Annotated in this window: 10 protein-coding genes and 1 riboswitch; of the genes, 1 reads left to right on the top strand and 9 read right to left on the bottom strand. The window is 73.1% G+C overall.

The window, feature by feature from the left end:
• Positions 1–60 precede the first annotated feature (60 nt).
• Positions 61–1,278 carry an MFS transporter gene (locus tag AB0389_RS20445; protein WP_366396843.1) on the top strand — a complete coding sequence of 406 codons (1,218 nt, stop codon included), beginning with the start codon at positions 61–63 and terminating at the stop codon, positions 1,276–1,278.
• A 1,382-nt stretch (positions 1,279–2,660) separates the two neighbouring features.
• Here AB0389_RS20445 and AB0389_RS20440 read toward each other — a convergent pair.
• From AB0389_RS20440 to brxD, 9 genes are all read right to left on the bottom strand, one after another.
• Entirely contained in the window at positions 2,661–3,956 is a 1,296-nt protein-coding gene (locus AB0389_RS20440) for an MFS transporter (RefSeq protein ID WP_366396923.1), read from the bottom strand.
• Between the two features lie 146 nt (positions 3,957–4,102).
• Positions 4,103–6,001, bottom strand: a complete 1,899-nt coding sequence (locus tag AB0389_RS20435; RefSeq protein ID WP_366396842.1) for an ABC transporter permease subunit — start codon at positions 5,999–6,001, stop codon at positions 4,103–4,105.
• Between the two features lie 55 nt (positions 6,002–6,056).
• Positions 6,057–7,598, bottom strand: coding sequence for an ABC transporter substrate-binding protein (locus AB0389_RS20430; RefSeq protein ID WP_366396841.1), 1,542 nt, complete (start codon positions 7,596–7,598; stop codon positions 6,057–6,059).
• Between the two features lie 100 nt (positions 7,599–7,698).
• Positions 7,699–8,250, bottom strand: coding sequence for a GNAT family N-acetyltransferase (locus AB0389_RS20425; protein WP_366396840.1), 552 nt, complete (start codon positions 8,248–8,250; stop codon positions 7,699–7,701).
• A gap of 16 nt (positions 8,251–8,266) precedes the next feature.
• On the bottom strand, positions 8,267–9,151 hold the full coding sequence (locus AB0389_RS20420; protein ID WP_366396839.1) for an ABC transporter ATP-binding protein: 885 nt from the start codon (positions 9,149–9,151) through the stop codon (positions 8,267–8,269).
• Complete coding sequence (locus AB0389_RS20415) at positions 9,148–10,143, bottom strand: iron chelate uptake ABC transporter family permease subunit (protein ID WP_366396922.1); 996 nt, start codon at positions 10,141–10,143, stop codon at positions 9,148–9,150. The genes AB0389_RS20420 and AB0389_RS20415 overlap by 4 nt, the downstream gene beginning before the upstream one ends.
• A gap of 80 nt (positions 10,144–10,223) precedes the next feature.
• Positions 10,224–11,294 (bottom strand): ABC transporter substrate-binding protein, encoded by a 1,071-nt coding sequence (locus AB0389_RS20410; protein WP_366396921.1) that lies wholly within the window; start codon positions 11,292–11,294, stop codon positions 10,224–10,226.
• An 89-nt stretch (positions 11,295–11,383) separates the two neighbouring features.
• Positions 11,384–11,565: riboswitch (cobalamin riboswitch) on the bottom strand.
• A 36-nt stretch (positions 11,566–11,601) separates the two neighbouring features.
• Positions 11,602–13,761, bottom strand: a complete 2,160-nt coding sequence (locus AB0389_RS20405; RefSeq protein WP_366396837.1) for a DEAD/DEAH box helicase — start codon at positions 13,759–13,761, stop codon at positions 11,602–11,604.
• A complete protein-coding gene (gene brxD, locus AB0389_RS20400) occupies positions 13,758–15,098 on the bottom strand; it encodes a BREX system ATP-binding protein BrxD (RefSeq protein WP_366396836.1) in 1,341 nt (446 codons plus the stop codon). Before brxD ends, AB0389_RS20405 begins: the two co-directional genes overlap by 4 nt.
• Between the last annotated feature and the right edge of the window lie 145 nt (positions 15,099–15,243).

Raw genomic sequence — 15,243 nt, 5'->3', positions numbered from 1 at the left:
GGGGTCCGGCGTTCGGCCGGGCTTGCCTTCACACTGATGTGAAGGTCTCACGATGGTCGCATGCCCACCGTATCGACCGGCAACGGCACCTCCATGCCCACGGCCGGACCGTCGCCCGCCGCCGTAGCGCCCGGCCTGCCCCTGTGGGGGCTGCTGGCCCTCTTCACGGCCGCGTTCACCGCCGTCATGACCGAACTGCTCCCCGCCGGGCTGCTGCCCGGGATGAGCCGGAGTCTGGGGGTGTCAGAGGGGCGGGTGGGGTTCCTGGTGACCGGCTACGCCGCCGCGTCCTTTCTGGCGGCGATCCCGCTGACGGCGGCGCTGCGCGGGCTGCGACGGCGCCCGGTGCTCATCGGGGCGCTGGCCGGTTTCGCGGTGTGCAACGCCGTGACCGCCGTCTCGTCCGAGTACTGGCTGACGTTCGGGGCGCGGCTGCTGGCCGGCGTGATGGGCGGCACGATGTGGGCGATGCTCGCGGGGTACGCGGCGCGGATGGTCCCGGCGGAGCGGCGGGGGCGGGCCATCGCGATCGTGCTGGCCGGGATCACCGTGGCGCTCTCCCTCGGCATCCCGGCGGGCACGGCGCTGGCGTCGCTGTTCGGCTGGCGGGCGGCGTTCGGGACGGTGGCGGCGCTGGCGGGGCTGCTGGTGGGGTGGGTACGGCTGCGCGTCCCGGACTTCCCGGGCGAACCGGCCGCCGACCGGGCGCCGTTGCGGCGGATCGCCGCCGTACCGGGGATGCTCGCGGTGCTGTCGACGACGCTGCTGCTGCTCCTGGGCCACCAGACCATGTACACGTACCTCGCGCCGTTCTCCGAACACGCCGGCTTCGGCCGTACGGGAGTGGTGCTGCTGGTCTTCGGCGCCGCGACGGTCGCCGGGATCTGGCTCACCGGCGCCCTCATCGACCGCCACCCGCGTGCCACGCTGCTGGGCGCGCTGGCCGTCATCGCGGCGGCGCAGCTCGCACTGGCCCTGTCCGGCGGCCACCCGGCGGCCCTGCTGCCCGCCGTCGCCGCCTGGGGCGCGGCCTTCGGCGGCGCACCGACGCTGATCCAGACGGCCCTGGTCCGGATCTCGGGCCCGTCACGCGCGGACGTGGCGACGGCTATGCAGACGACGGTCTACAACGCGGGCATAGCGGCGGGCTCCCTGACGGGCGGGGTGGTCCTGGAAAGCACCGGCCCGGGAGCCCTCCCCTGGACGGCACTGCCCCTGATCGCGGCGGCACTGGCGGTGGTCTGGTCAGCACGACGGCACGCGTACCCGGTGGGGTGAGGGGAGGGGAGGGCGTCGGCCCTGTGGGGCTGCGCGGCAGTGGAGTGGGGTGGCGCGGCACCGGCTGGGCGGCTGATGGTCCGGTGCTGGTTGCGGCTCATGTCCCGCTGGTCACTGGGGTGTTGTCGGGTGCGGGTCAGAGCGGTGTTGAGTGGGGTGGGTGGGTGGCGGAGGTTGTTGGGAAGGGGGCCGCCCCTCCAGCGTTTGAGTGTCGCGTCTCCGTGACAGGTGTAAAGGGCGCTCCTGCGTCGCGTCGCTGCGCGATGACCTTCGGTCCCCCTTGACACCTGCCCCGGAGACGCAAGTGCGGCTTTTCGGGAGGGGCGGCCGGGGGGTGAGGGGGGCCCAGGAGACCGGCCGTTCTGCTACTCGGTTCAGGGTCCGGCGGGCCGGTGGACCCTGCGGGGCCACGCGGCAGAGGAGAGGGGCGGCCCGACACCGGCTCGGCGGCCAACGGTCCGCTGCCGGTTGCGACTCATGCCCCGCTGGTCACCGTTGCGCTGCGGTGCCCGGAAGGCGGGCGGGGTCTGCTGCCCGGCTCGGGTCCCCGGGCCGGTCCGGGGATCTCCGGGCGGTGCCCGGGGGCGGGGAGTGCGACGGTAGAGCCACTTCCGGCCCGTCAGACGGCTACAGCGTCGCAGTCGTCGGGATCAAGCACCCCACCCCCATCGACATGTCCCATATGGGGTACTTTGGCGGGCAGTTGGGGGCCTCTCCGGACGGCACATGTGTCCTGAGGTGCATAAGACGCACTCCTGGACGCGAAGACGGCCTTCGGGAGCCCACTTGTCGCCACACACGTCCCACCAGCCCCTCCCCCACCCGGAGTGACCAGCGGGGCACGAGTGCCAGCAAACAGACGGCCGTCGGCCGCCGAGACGAGCCCCACTGCCCCTCTCCTCTGCCGCGTGGCCCCGCAGGGTCCACCGGGCCGCCGGACCCTGAGCCGAGTAGCAGGACATCCGGTCCCCCGGGCAACCCCCTCCCACCCGGCCGCCCCTCCCGAAAAGCCGCACTTGCGACTCCGGGACAGGAGTCAAGGGTGACCGAAGGTCATCGCGCAGCGACGCGACGCAGGAGCGCCCTTTACACCTGTCACGGAGACGCGACACTCACAGCCGGAGGGGCGGCCCCACACCCACCACCCGCGCCACCGACCCACCCCTGTCTACCTCTTGGTACTGACCCGCACCCGAAAACCCCACGGTGACCAGTCTCAGCAAACAACCGGCCGTCGGCCGCCGAGACGGGGCCGCGCACCCCCACTCCACTGCCGCGCAGCCCCGCAGGGTCCGCCCACCCGCCGGACCCCGAACCAAGCAGCAGTCCGGTCGGCCCCCTGGGCAGGCACCCCTTGCCCACAGCGACCAGCAGGACATGACCTACCCAGGCGGCTCCGCGCCCCGGTCCCGCCCCCGTCCCCGTCCCCGTCCCGGCAGTGCCCCGATCGCCGCGACCGGTAGTGCCGCCAGGACCAGCCAGACCGCTGCCGTCGGGAGGCCCGCGTCCAGTAGGGAGCCCGTGGCCGCGCTGCCCGCCAGGACGATCAGGCCGGATACGGAGGACAGCGCGCCCGTGTAGAGACCCAGTCGGCCCGGGGTGGCCAGGTCGGGGAGCCAGGCGCGGGCGGCCGGGGCTATGAGCATCTGGCCCAGGGTGAGCAGCGCCACGAAGCCTGCCGCCGGGAGGAGGCCCACCGTGCCCGTACGCCCCGCAGGCAGTGCGGCGGCCACGAGCGCGAAGCCCGCCGCCAGGAGCAGCAGCCCGGCGGCCATCGAGCGGCGCAGGTCTAGCCGGTCCGCCGCCCAGCGGGTGACCGGTAGCTGGGCCGTCACGACCAGCAGCGACGAGAGCGCGAACAGCCAGGCCAGCGGCGCCTGGGAGCCCGCCGCGCGCTCCACCTCCGCTGGGAGGGCCAGGTAGAGCTGGTTGTACGCCAGCAGATATGTCCCGTACACCGCGCACAGCGCGAGGAACGGCCGGTTGCCGAGCAACGCCCGTGCCGCGCCCCGGTGCTCGCCGTCGGCGCCTCCGCTATCGCCGCCTCCGCCACCGGTACCTCCACCATCGCCGCGCGAGCGGCCCGGCACACGGCGCGGCAGCAGCCACGCGTGCCCGGCCAGCACGAGGACGAAGATCCCCGCCCCGGCGAGGCAGACCGTGCGGAAGTCCACCGCCAGCAGCAGCGCCCCCAGCAGCGGGCCGACGAACGCGCCCGCCTGGCCGGCCACGGTGAAGAGCGCCAGCACATCGGTGCGCGGCCCGCCGCCCGCCTCCTCGCGGGCCACCGCCTGCCGGGCCACCTCCGACTCCACCGCCGGTGAGAACAGCGCCGCCGCGAAGCCGGTCAGCAGGACGGCGCCGATGACCGACGCCGTACCGTCCGCGTACCCGAGCCAGGCGAACCCGCCGATGCGCAGGACACAGCCCGCCAGCACCACGGGCCTGACGCCGTACCGGTCGGTCAGCGCGCCGCCCACCACGAACATGCCCTGCTGGCTGAACGTCCGCAGCCCGAGCACCAGCCCGACCGTCCAGCCCGCCATGCCGAGGGCCGCGCCGAGGTGTTCGGAGAGGAAGGGCAGTACGGCGAAGAACCCGACGTTGAAGGCGAGTTGGGTCAGGATCAGCAGGCGCAGCAACGGCGACAGATCCCGCCAGACCCCGAAGCGCCGCACCCCGGGCCCGGAGGCACGCGACCGCCCCGTCCTGGCCACCTCCAGTGCAGCCTCCGGTGCAGCCGCCAGTGCCGCTTCCGGTGCTGCCTTCGCTACCGCCTTCGATACCGGCTCCGGCGCCGTCTCCCGTACTGGCTGCTCGGCGGTCACACTTCCCCCTTCGGCCCGGAGGCCGCGTATACGGTCGTACGAGGCACCTCATCCACCTCGTACGGCAGCGCCCGGCCGGTCTCGGGCCCCGGCCCGGAACCCGAGTCCGAACCCGGGTCCGAACCCGGGGCGGCCGATCCCCGTCCCCGCCACCCCGGCACCCGCACCCCGCCCGCCGCCGACACCGCCAGCGCGCCCAGCAGCGCCAGTACCGCGGCCGGGGCCAGGACCGCCCAGGGGGCGCGTTCCGCGTACGGGAGGTTCTCGGCGAGCAGCAGGCCCCACTCCGGGTCCGGCGGCTGCGCGCCCAGACCGAGGAAGCCCAGCGACGCCAGCGCCAGCGCCACCGCGGGCAGCCGCAGCAGCGCGTGCCGGGTGACGGGCGGGAGCACGGCGGGCAGCAGGTCGTAGCGGAGCAGATGCAGGGGTCCCGCGCCCAGCGCGCGCGTCGCGGCCAGGTGCGTGGTGGCCCGTTCCTGCGTGAGCAGCGCGCCGGCGTGCGCCGCCAGCGGCGCCCATGCGACGGCGGCCACCGCCAGCGCCGGGGTGTACGGGCCGCTGCCCGCGACCCCGACGACCAGCAGCCCGGCGAGGACGGGCGGTATGGCGTTGACCGTGTCGACCGCCGGGCCCGACGCCTTCGGCAGCAGCCCCAGCACCACCCCGATCAGCAGCGCGGCGGCGCTCACCGCCAGCGCCAGGGCGAGCGTGGTGAGCGCGCCGTGCCCGACGCGGGCCAGTACGTCGCGGCCCAGCGCGTCCGTACCGAACGGGTGCGCCCAGGACGGCGCCCGCAGCCGCGCGCCGGTGTCCAGCGCCAGCGGATCGCGGGCCAGGCCCGCGCCGATGACGGCGAGCAGCGGCACCCCGTACACCAGGGGCAGTACGGAGCGGCCGGGCCGCGGCCGGTGCGGGGACTGGAGCGCGCCGTCGCGCAGGACCGGGCCGAGGAGCAGATGGGCGAAGCCGCGCGCCGCGCCGCCCGCCACCGCCGCGAGGAGCAGGAGCGCGAGCGTACCGGCCTGGAGTACGGGCAGATCCTGCGCGATCGCGGCCTGGAGGGTGAGCCGGCCGAGGCCGGGTATGTCGAAGATCTGCTCGACGGCGACCGCGCCGCCGGTGAGGCCGACGACGAACAGCCCGAGGTTCGGCAGCAGTCCGGGGAAGCAGCGCCGTACCGCCTGGCGGGCGATGCGGCGCTCCGGTATGCCGCGCGCGGTCGCGGCCAGCGCCCACGGTTCGGCGAAGGCGCCGGGCAGCGCGTCGTCGAGCAGCCGGCCGAGCAGCGCGCCGGCGGGCACGCCGAGTGCGAGCGCGGGCAGGACCAGCCACTTCGGCCCGTACCAGCCGAGCGCGGGCAGCCAGCCGAGCTGGACGCCGACCACGGTGGCCAGCACGGACGCGGTGAGGAACTCGGGGAGCGAGGCGAGCATCGCCGCCGCGCCGCCGGACCGCGCCGGGCGGCTCCGCCCGGCGGCCCCGCGCCGCAGCGTACGGGCGCACACCGCGCCCGCCGTGACCAGCGCGACCGCCATCGCCGCGCCCATGAGCAGCAGCGACGCGCCCAGGGACTGGACGACGGCGGGCAGTACGGCGGCGCCGGAGATCCACGAGTGGCCCGCGTCGCCGTGCGCGAGGCCGCCGAGCCACTGCCCGAGGAGATGGACGGGCCCGGCGCCGAGGCCGAGTTGGTCCCGTATCGCGTCGAGCACTTCGGGGGTGGGGTCGCGCTCGGCGGACCGCGCCTTGAGGACGGTCAGCGCGGGGTCGGTGCGCGAGAGCCAGGGCAGCAGCCCGATCGCGCACAGCAGACCGCCCGCGAGGGCGGCCCGCCACAGCAGGGCCAGCCCCGGAAGTGCGTTCAGCCCCGTGAGACGCGGAAGGGAAAGCGGCACGGAACGCGGTGTGAAACGCGGCACCGAACGCGGTGTGGAACGCCGCATGCTCGGATCAGCGCCGCGTGCCGGTGGCGACGAGCGTGCGCTCGTACGGGTCGAGGACCACGCCCTGCACGGCGTCGGCGACACCGAGGATGTTCCGCTGGTGTACGAGCGGAACGACCGCGTCCGTGCCCAGGATCCGCGCCTCGGCCGCCATCGCCGCGTCCTGCCGCTTCGCGGGGTCGGCGGTGGCGTCGGCGGTGGCGACGGCCTTGTCCACGGCCTTGTCGCAGAGGAGTGCCAGGTTGTAGGTGCCGTCGCAGGTGTAGTCGGAGGCGAGGATGGAGACCGGGTCGCCGGTGTCGAGCATGGTGTTGCGCGCGGCGACGACGGCGTCGAACTTCCCGGCGAGCGCGTCGCTTTCGAGCCGCGAGTACTCCCGTACGGTCAGCTTGACCGTGAACCCGGCCTTCTCCAGCTGCTGTTGGAGCACCTGGGCGACCTCGGGCAGCTCGGGCCGGTTGTCGTACGTGGCGAGGGTGATCGCCGTCCCCTTCACCGCGCCCGCGCCCGCCGGCTTCGCCCGTCCGACCGGGGCGACGCGCTTGCCCGCGGCCCAGCTCAGCGCGGGCCCGAAGATGCCCTGGCCGGGGTCGGCGTGGCCTTCGAAGACGTTCTTGGCGAGTACGGAGGTGTCCAGCGCCGCACGGGCGGCGGCCCGGAGCGCCGGGTCGGCGAACGGCCCCGAACGGGTGTTGAGGAGGAGGCTGGTGGTGCGGGAGGTGGGTACTTCGCGGGCGGTGCCCTTGGCGAGGGACGCGGCCTGCGAGACGGGTACGGCCTCGGCGATGTCCTCCTCGCCGCTGCGCAGCGCGTTGGCGCGGGCCGTGCCGTCGGCGATGAACTTGGCGTCGATGCCGGACGCCTGGGCCCGGCCGCCCCAGTAGTCGTCGAAGCGGTCGAGGGTGGCGGAGGTGGAGCCGTTGACCTTGGTCAGCTCGAAGGGGCCGGTGGCGGTGGCGATCGGGGTGGCCTTGCCGTCCTTGCCGTACGCCTTCGGGGAGAGCACGGCGAGGCTGGGTCCGGCCAGCCGCAGCGGCAGTACGGGGTCGGGCTTCGCGGTCGTGACCCGTACGCGCCCCTCGCCGGCCGCCTCGGCGGTCAGTGTGACGCCGGAGAGCGCGGCGGGTATGGGGGTGGCCGCGGCGGCGTGGGTGAGGGAGGCGGCGGCTGCGGCGGCCGTGACGACGGTCCCGTCCTGGAAGTGCGCGTCGCGCAGTGTGAAGAGCCAGCTGCGGCCGTTCTCCCTGGTCCAGGACTCGGCGAGGGAGGGGGCGGCGGCTCCGTTGCCGTCCAGCTTCGTCAGCCCCTCGGTGACGCCGAGCCGGCTGAGGAGGGTGGCGTCGGCGCCGTACGGGGAGAGGTTCTCGGCGGGCGGGAAGGCGAGCGCGACGCGCAGCCGCCTGCCCTCGGCGGAACCGTTGGCCCCGCCCTTGGCGGACGAGGTGTCCGAGGAGTCCGCGCCGGAGGCGAAGCAGCCGGAGAGCAGGGGCGCGAGCAGGGGGGTGAGCAGCAGGCCGGCGGCCAACCGGCGGCGTCGGACGGAGCGCATGGTCCTCGTTCTCTGTTCTGCGGAGCTGTTCGGGGCGAACGAACGAGAGATTACATGACAATCATTTTCATAAGCACTCCGGGTTCGCCCGCTCGCTCGCTCAGCCCATCGGTATCTCGAAATGAACTGTCTCCCCGCCGTCCTCGCGCTCGTCGCACACCGCTTTGCCCATCGACCGCCAGAACGCCTCGGCCCCCGGAACGGCCGGGTCGGTGTGCAGATACACGGAGCGATACCCACCGTCCGCCGCGGCGAAGCCCACCAGCTCCCGCACCAGCTCGCGCGCGAGACCCCGGCGCCGATGGCCGGGCCGTACGTACACACGGCGCAGCTGGGCGGTCTCGCCGGAGGGGTAACGCTCCGCGAGCCAGGCGGGGTTGGGGGGATGGGCGGGCCCCCGGGAGTCGAGCGCGGCGACCCCGGCGACGGCACCGCCCGCCTCGCGACCACCCTCACCGTCGCCCCCTTCCTCGACAGCGACGAGGAGGGTGTGACGCGGCGACGCGAGGTAGAAGGCGGCCGGATCGATGATGTCGGCGTGCCAGCGCGGCACATAGCCCGTACCGAAGTCCCGGTAGACGGTGTCGAGCATCACGGCGCGCGCGGCGTCGAGATCACTGGGGGTCGCGGTACGGATGCGATAACTAGGCACTTGCGCATCATACGCATTAAGGCTGGAGCGACTCCGCGTGAGGTGAATCACCCGGCACCGACGCCGGCACCGGCGCCGACACGGTGGAGTCGCCGGCCACCGTCCCCAGGAACCGCACATGCGGCCGGCCGTCGGGGCCCTCGCGGGTGACGGTGGCGCGCACGCCGTAGACGTCCGCGATCAGCTCCTCGGTGAGGGTGTCGCCCGGCGGCCCCGCGGCGACGACGCGGCCCGCCCGGAGGACCACGATCTGATCGCAGTACATCGCCGCGAGGTTCAGGTCGTGCAGCGCGATGACGGTGGTGACGGGGAGCGCGGCGACGAGGTTCAGCAGGTCGAGTTGGTGCTGGATGTCGAGGTGGTTGGTCGGCTCGTCGAGGAGGAGTTCGCGCGGGTCCTGGGCGAGCGCGCGGGCGATCTGGACGCGCTGGCGCTCACCGCCGGAGAGGGTGTGCCAGGACTGGTCCGCCCGGCCCGTCAGACCGGTGCGCTCCAGCGCCGTGGCAACGGCTGCCTCGTCGCCCGCCGACGCGGCGGCCCAGGCGCGGCGGTGCGGGATCCGGCCGAGGCGCACCACGTCCCGTACGGTCAACTCGACCTGGGTGTCGGTCTGTTGCTCGACGACGGCGATCCGGCGGGCGACGGCGCGGCGGCCGACATCGGCGAGCGGACGGCCGTCGAGGGTGACCACACCGGAGGCGGGCGCGAGGACCCCGGCGAGGATCCGCAGGAGAGTCGACTTGCCGGAGCCGTTGGGCCCGAGCAGCCCGAGGGTGGAGCCGGGCGCGGGCGCGAGGCCGACGCCGTCGAGGATGAGCCGGCCGCCGGCGAGGGTACGGGAGACGCGCTCGGCGCGCAGCCCAAGCCCAGTGCCCGAATCCGTACCCGAATCACCGTTCATGACGCCACCCGCCGCCCCCGGTAGAGGACGAGCACGAACGCCGGCACGCCGATCAGCGACGTCACCACACCCACCGGTACCTCCTGCGGATCGAGAACGGTACGGGCCAGCGTGTCGACCCACACCAGGAACACCGCCCCGGCCAGCGCCGTGACCGGCAGCAGCCTGCTGTGCCCGGGGCCGACCAGCGCGCGGGCGGCGTGCGGCAGGACGAGCCCGACGAAGCCGATCGCCCCCGCGCTGCTGACCAGCGCGGCGGTCAGCAGCGCCGTGACGCAGAGCAGCACCAGCCGCGTACGGCCGACGGAGACGCCGAGCGTGGCCGCCGCGTCCTGGCCGAACGCGAAGGCGTCGAGGGTACGGGCGTATCCGCCGCAGACCACCAGCGCGACCGCGAGCACGGCGGCGCAGACCCAGACGTCCGTCCAGCCGGCGCCGCTGAGCGAGCCGAGCAGCCAGAAGAGCACCCCGCGGGTGGTCTCGGCGTCGGCCGACGTCATGACGACGAAGGAGGTGAGCGCGGAGAAGAGCTGCATCGCAGCGACCCCGGAGAGCACCACCCGGTCCGTCGTCCCGCCGAGCGTATGACTCAGCACCAGCACCATCGCGAACGACAGCAGCGCCCCGAGGAACGCCCCGGCGGAGAGCGAGACCACGCCCCCGCCGACCCCGAGGACGACGACCACCACGGCGCCGGTCGACGCCCCGGACGAGACCCCGAGCACAAAGGGGTCGGCGAGCGGATTGCGCAGCAGCGACTGCATGACCGCCCCGCACACCGCGAGCCCGGCCCCGCACACGGCGGCGAGGAGGGTGCGCGGCAGCCGCAGATTCCATACGATGCCGTCCCGGATCGGGGTGACGTGCGATTCGCCGACACCGAGATGGGCGGCGACGACCGACCAGACGTCACCCACGCGGATGTCCGCGGGGCCGATGGTGAGGGCGAGCGCGACGGAGAGCAGCAGCAGCCCGAAGCCGCCGAGCGCCATGAGGCCCAGCCGCGCACGCGTCACGCGTGCGGCAGCCACTCGTTCGGCAGTCATTCGTACGCCGGTCCCTCGTACGCCGGTCACTTGGCGGGCGCGTACGCGCGCAGCGCGGCGGCGACCTTCTCGACCCCTTCGACGGTGCGGATGGTCGGATTCATCGCCTGGCCGCTGAGCAGCACGTACCGCTTGTGCTTGACCGCGTCCATCTTCTTCGTGACGGGGTTGGACTCCAGGAACTCGATCTTCTTCGCGGCGGTCTCGGCGGTCTGCGACTTGCGCGTGAGGTCACCGATGACGAGGAAGTCGGGGTTGCGGTCGGCGACGGTCTCCCAGTTGATCTGGGGCCATTCGTCCTGGGTGTCGTCGAAGATGTTCTTCGCGCCGACCGCGTTGGTGATGATCCCGGGGGCGCCGCAGCAGCCGGCCATGTAGGGGGAGTCGGAGTTCGCGAACCAGTAGAGGACGGTGGTCTTCTTGGCCTTGACGGGATCGATCCCCTCCACGGCGGCGGCCATCCGCGCCTTCAGCGAGGCGACGACCTCCGCACCGCGCTTCTCCTCACCGAAGACCTTGGCCAGGTCCTCCACCTCTTGGTAGATGACGTCCATGGTCAGCGGGGTGGACCGGGCGCCGTCCGTACCCACGACCTTGTCGTTCTTGGTGCAGTCGGCCGGCGAGACGTACGTCGGCACACCGAGCTTCTCGAACTGCGCCCGCGTGGCGACGCCGCCCTTGCCCAGGGTCGAGATGAAGGACGACGCGACGAAGTCGGGCTCGGCGTCGAGCACCTTCTCGAAGGAGGGGTTGTTGTCGGCCAGCCGCGGCACCTCGGCATTGGCCTTGACCAGCGCCTTGGGCAGCGGATCGGTCCAGGTCGCGGTCCCGGCCATCCGGTCGGCGAGCCCGAGCGTGAGCATGATCTCGGTGGTGCCCTGGTTGAGCGACACGGCCCGCCGGGGCTCGGCCTTGACGGTGACGGTCTGCCCGCAGTTCTTGAGGCTGAGGGGATACCCGCCCCCCGAGACGGCCTGACCGCCACCGGCCTTGCCCGACACCTCTGACTTCTCCCCGTCACCCCCACAGGCGGTGAGCGTCAACGCCCCCGCGACGAGCAGAGCGACAGGCACAACGGACTTACGCACAAGAGACATACGGAAGGGGCGCGCGTTCAGCACGGAAGATCCTCTGCGTTCGAGGGCCCATGCGCGGAGCCCGTTCGTACGGTGCTCCCCCGTCCCCGAACAGGAACGGAGGGGCCAGCAGGTCTTCGGACTCAGGATCACTCGAACGAGGCGCCTTCCCGGACGGCAGTCCAGTGGCCGATGCCCCGCCCGTCCCCCTCACCGCTGCGCGTCAGCTCCGGATTCACACCGGATTCCCTGACCCACGTACATGGGTTCGACTGGCTCCCGCAAGCTACCACAGGGCCGAAAACAGCCCTTCCAACAGCCCTTCCAGTCACCCGCGGACCACCGCGTACTGGAACGGCTCCCGGAGAGCGGCAGCAGCACCGTCGAGGTCGGCCAGCCTGGCGGCCATGGTCGCCTCGGCCAATCGCTGTGGCAGTGCCGCGCCGAACTTCAGCCCGGCCACAGCGCGCGGGTCCACGGAGGGCAGGGACAACCGCTGGACGCCCTCGGCGACGGCGTTCTTCCACTCCCCCGGCGTGATGTCCTCGCGCAACCGGACATACGCGTCGGCGGGACGCTGCACGGGGTCGGAGACCGAACCGAGTGTGGCGGCGAGCGTGGCGTTGGCCCGGTGCCCGGCCCAGGTCCACCAGCGCACGCTCGTACCCTGCCCGCCCCGCACGATCACCGTGCCGTGCGCGTGCACCAGCTCGGCGCCGTCGTCACGCGCCCGCGCCAGCGCGCCCTCGGCCCGCCGGGTAAGGCCGACCGGAGGCGTCGCGCCGAGCAGGACCTCGCGCGCCGCCCGCGTCAGCTCGTACGAAGCGGTACGGGCGAAGCCCACCGCACCCCAGCGGGCCCGGCCGCCACCCTCCACCGGCTCGACGAAGCAGCGCCGCCGCGACCAGTCGATGTAGGTGACCTGCCAGCTGCGTCCCGCGAGCAACAGCCTTCTCGGACCGACGACTTCGTCCGTGAGCAGGGCGGGATCCGTCGTGCCGATCTCCGTACGGCCCGACAGGACCGTGAACTCGGGGGCGGCGGTGAACACCGCCGTGAGGTCCATGAAGTGCCGGAAGCCGAAGCGCCGTTCGGCCTCGGGGCCGATGAACATCATCCCGCCGTCCCGGTCCACATAGCCCTCGTCGAGGAGATGACGCACGATCGGCTCGGCGGCGGGTCCGAAGGGGCCTAGGCCGCCCCACCAGTCCTGCCACAGCCGGTCGCCGACGCGGTGTTCCTGGAGGCAGAGCGCGAGAACCTGCTGGGCCACGATATGGCGGGGTTCGGGCGGTGCGACGACCGGTTCCACCCAGCCCCGGGACCAGAGCAGGAGAAGGGCCGCCGCGGAGAGCAGACCGGGCTCGTCGAGGGCCAGGAACAGACAGTTGCGCGGCGAACCGCTCCGCCGGCCCGTGCGGCCGAGACGCTGCAGGAACGAGGCCACGGTCGCGGGCGCGTCGATCTGGATGACCCGGTCCAGGTCGCCCACGTCGATGCCGAGTTCCAGTGTGCTGGTGGAGACGATGACGCAGTCCCTCGCCTCAGCGAACGCTTCCTCCGCCCGCCTCCGCTCGTCCACGGACAGCGACGCGTGCGACAGGAAGGTGGTGACCCCCTTCGCCCGCAGCGCCTCACCGAGCTTCTCGACCTGCCGGCGGGACTCGCAGAACACCAGGCGCTTCTCGCCCCGGTGCAGGGCGGCGATCACCGTCGCCGCGTTGGCGAGCGACCCCACGTAGTCGAGCTGGACGTCCCCGGGCGGCGGCAACTCCGGCGCGGCTTCGCGCAGATGGGGCGCAACCACCCGCGCCTCTCGCTTCCCCGCGCCCGCCCCCTGCAGCCAGCTCAGCAGCTCCGCCGGGTTGCCGACCGTCGCGGAGAGCCCGACGCGCTGCACCGGCCGGCCGACCACCCGCTCCAGCCGCTCCAGTACGGCCAGCAGATGCCAGCCCCGGTCGTCCCCGGCGAAGGCGTGCACCTCGTCGACGACGATCGCCCGCAGCCCCGAGAAGAAAGCGCGATGGTCGACATTGGCGCTGACCAGCATCGCCTCCAGCGACTCCGGAGTGGTGAGCAGTACATCCGGGCGCTCGCGCAGGACGCGCTTGCGGCGGGACTGCGGAACGTCCCCGTGCCAGAGCGCGGCCGACCGCCCCAGCCAGGAGGTGTACGTCTCCAGCCTCGGCAGCAGGTTGTTGAGCAGCGCCTTCAGCGGACACACGTAGAGCACCGACGTTCCGGTCCACCGCTCCGCGTCCATCCGTGACAGCAGCGGAAAGGACGCCGCCTCGGTCTTCCCGCCGGCAGTGGGGGCGAGCAGCAGGGCGTCCGAGCCGTCCATGAGGGGCGCGACGGCCTCCTCCTGGAGCGGCCGGAGTCCGGGCCAGCCAAGGGTGTTGACGATGTGATGGACCAGCCCGGGATGCAGCCGGTCCAGCGGATCGAGACCCCCAGGCCCCTCAGGTGTACCGGGCTGTGCCGTCACGGAAGCTCCAGCTCGACGTCGTCGGCGTTCGCCGGCTCCGCCGCGGCGTTCCGTTCCACCTCGCTCAACTCCGCCGTGTGCACGGTGAGGGCGTAGTGCTGACGCGGGTCGAAGTCCTCGAACTGGTCGATACGGTCCAGCACATCGCTGACGAGTTTCTTGAGGAAGAGCCGGGGCGCGACACCGGCCTTTCCGCCGAGTGCTCCGCCGACCGCGCCGGCCAGCTCGGCGACATAGGCGTCGTCCGCGAGCTTCCTGACCCGTTCGGGGTCGGGCGATCCCGACGCGTAGAGGTCCCGGATGGTGAGTCCGAGGCCCACCAGCGAGTCCAGGGTGAAGCCGGGAAGCCGTAGTTGCACGGCGCGCGGATTGTCGAAGCGCGGCTCGGTGGTGAAGTCGGTGGCGAGCCGCTGGGCCAGGGGCGCCAGCCGCTGGACGCCCTGTCTGCCGTCGTAGAACGCGGGTGTCCCGGTGATCAGCAGATACAGACCGGGGAACCGCCCGGAGTGCACTTCGTCAATGAGCTGCCGCAACGCGTTCAACGCCTTGTCGCGCGCGTCGGACCGGACCCGCTGGAGCGTCTCCACCTCGTCGAGTACGACGAAGAGCCCCGAGTGTCCCGAGTCCCGCAGCACCGTGAGCAGCCCCTGCAGAAACCCGAGGGCGCCGAAGTGGTCGAGATCCCCCCGGACACCGGCGGCCCGGCGGGCCGAGGCGGCCACATGGGGCTGTCCGCCGAGCCAGGCCATGACGGCCGAGGCAGTGGCCTCGTCCCCGGCGGCGAGGGCCGTACGGTATCCGCGCAGCGCGGTGGCGAACGACGGGGCGTGCCGGGAGACCTCCGTGAGCCGCGCCGTCATCAGGGCTTCGACCGCGCCGGCCAGGTCTTCCTCGGAGGCTCCCGCCGTGAGCGCGTCCTCCTCCAGGGCGTAGAACCAGGCGTCCGCGACCGGGCGCAGTGCGCTCGGCGGGAACCCGGGCGTGGCCAGCCGCTCGGTGAGCCGGCGGTAGACGGTCTCCAGTTTGTGCAGCGGCGTCTCGGTCTCCGAGATCTGGATCTCGGCGACGGCGAAGTTACGCCGCTTGGCGCGCTCGCCGAGCCACCGGGTGAAGAACGTCTTGCCGGATCCGTACTCGCCGCGTACGGCTTTGAAGACGGAGGCGCCCGAGGCGACCGCCTCGAGTTCCGCGTCGAGCGCGGCCTCGAACCGGTCCAGGCCGGTCGCGAGGAGGCCGAGCCCGCTCTCGGGGACGGCGCCTCGCCGAAGGGCGTCGATCACGTCACGCCGCCGGGCGGCGCTGACCGGGCCGGTGCGGTCGGGGCTGTCGGTACTCACCGCGTCAGTCTCGCATTACGTACGGGGGGCCGGTCACTCTGCCGGAAGGTTGACGTACGGACGGTCACTTTGATGCAATCGTCCGTTACACCGTCCGGCCTCTCGGCAGTTCACCTTCTCAGCGGTTCAAAGCGGGGGAATCTCA

It is taken from the genome of Streptomyces sp. NPDC093109 (genome assembly GCF_040701725.1).
In the GTDB taxonomy this organism is placed as follows: domain Bacteria; phylum Actinomycetota; class Actinomycetes; order Streptomycetales; family Streptomycetaceae; genus Streptomyces.
This window is presented reverse-complemented; position numbering and strand designations above follow the sequence as displayed.

Bases quoted from the DNA above. Each gene is read 5' to 3' on its own strand.
- AB0389_RS20445 (WP_366396843.1), top strand. From the start codon at position 61: ATGCCCACCGTATCGACCGGCAACGGCACCTCCATGCCCACGGCCGGA.
- AB0389_RS20430 (WP_366396841.1), bottom strand. From the start codon at position 7,598: ATGCGCTCCGTCCGACGCCGCCGGTTGGCCGCCGGCCTGCTGCTCACC.
- AB0389_RS20420 (WP_366396839.1), bottom strand. From the start codon at position 9,151: ATGAACGGTGATTCGGGTACGGATTCGGGCACTGGGCTTGGGCTGCGC.
- AB0389_RS20415 (WP_366396922.1), bottom strand. From the start codon at position 10,143: ATGGCGCTCGGCGGCTTCGGGCTGCTGCTGCTCTCCGTCGCGCTCGCC.
- AB0389_RS20410 (WP_366396921.1), bottom strand. From the start codon at position 11,294: ATGTCTCTTGTGCGTAAGTCCGTTGTGCCTGTCGCTCTGCTCGTCGCG.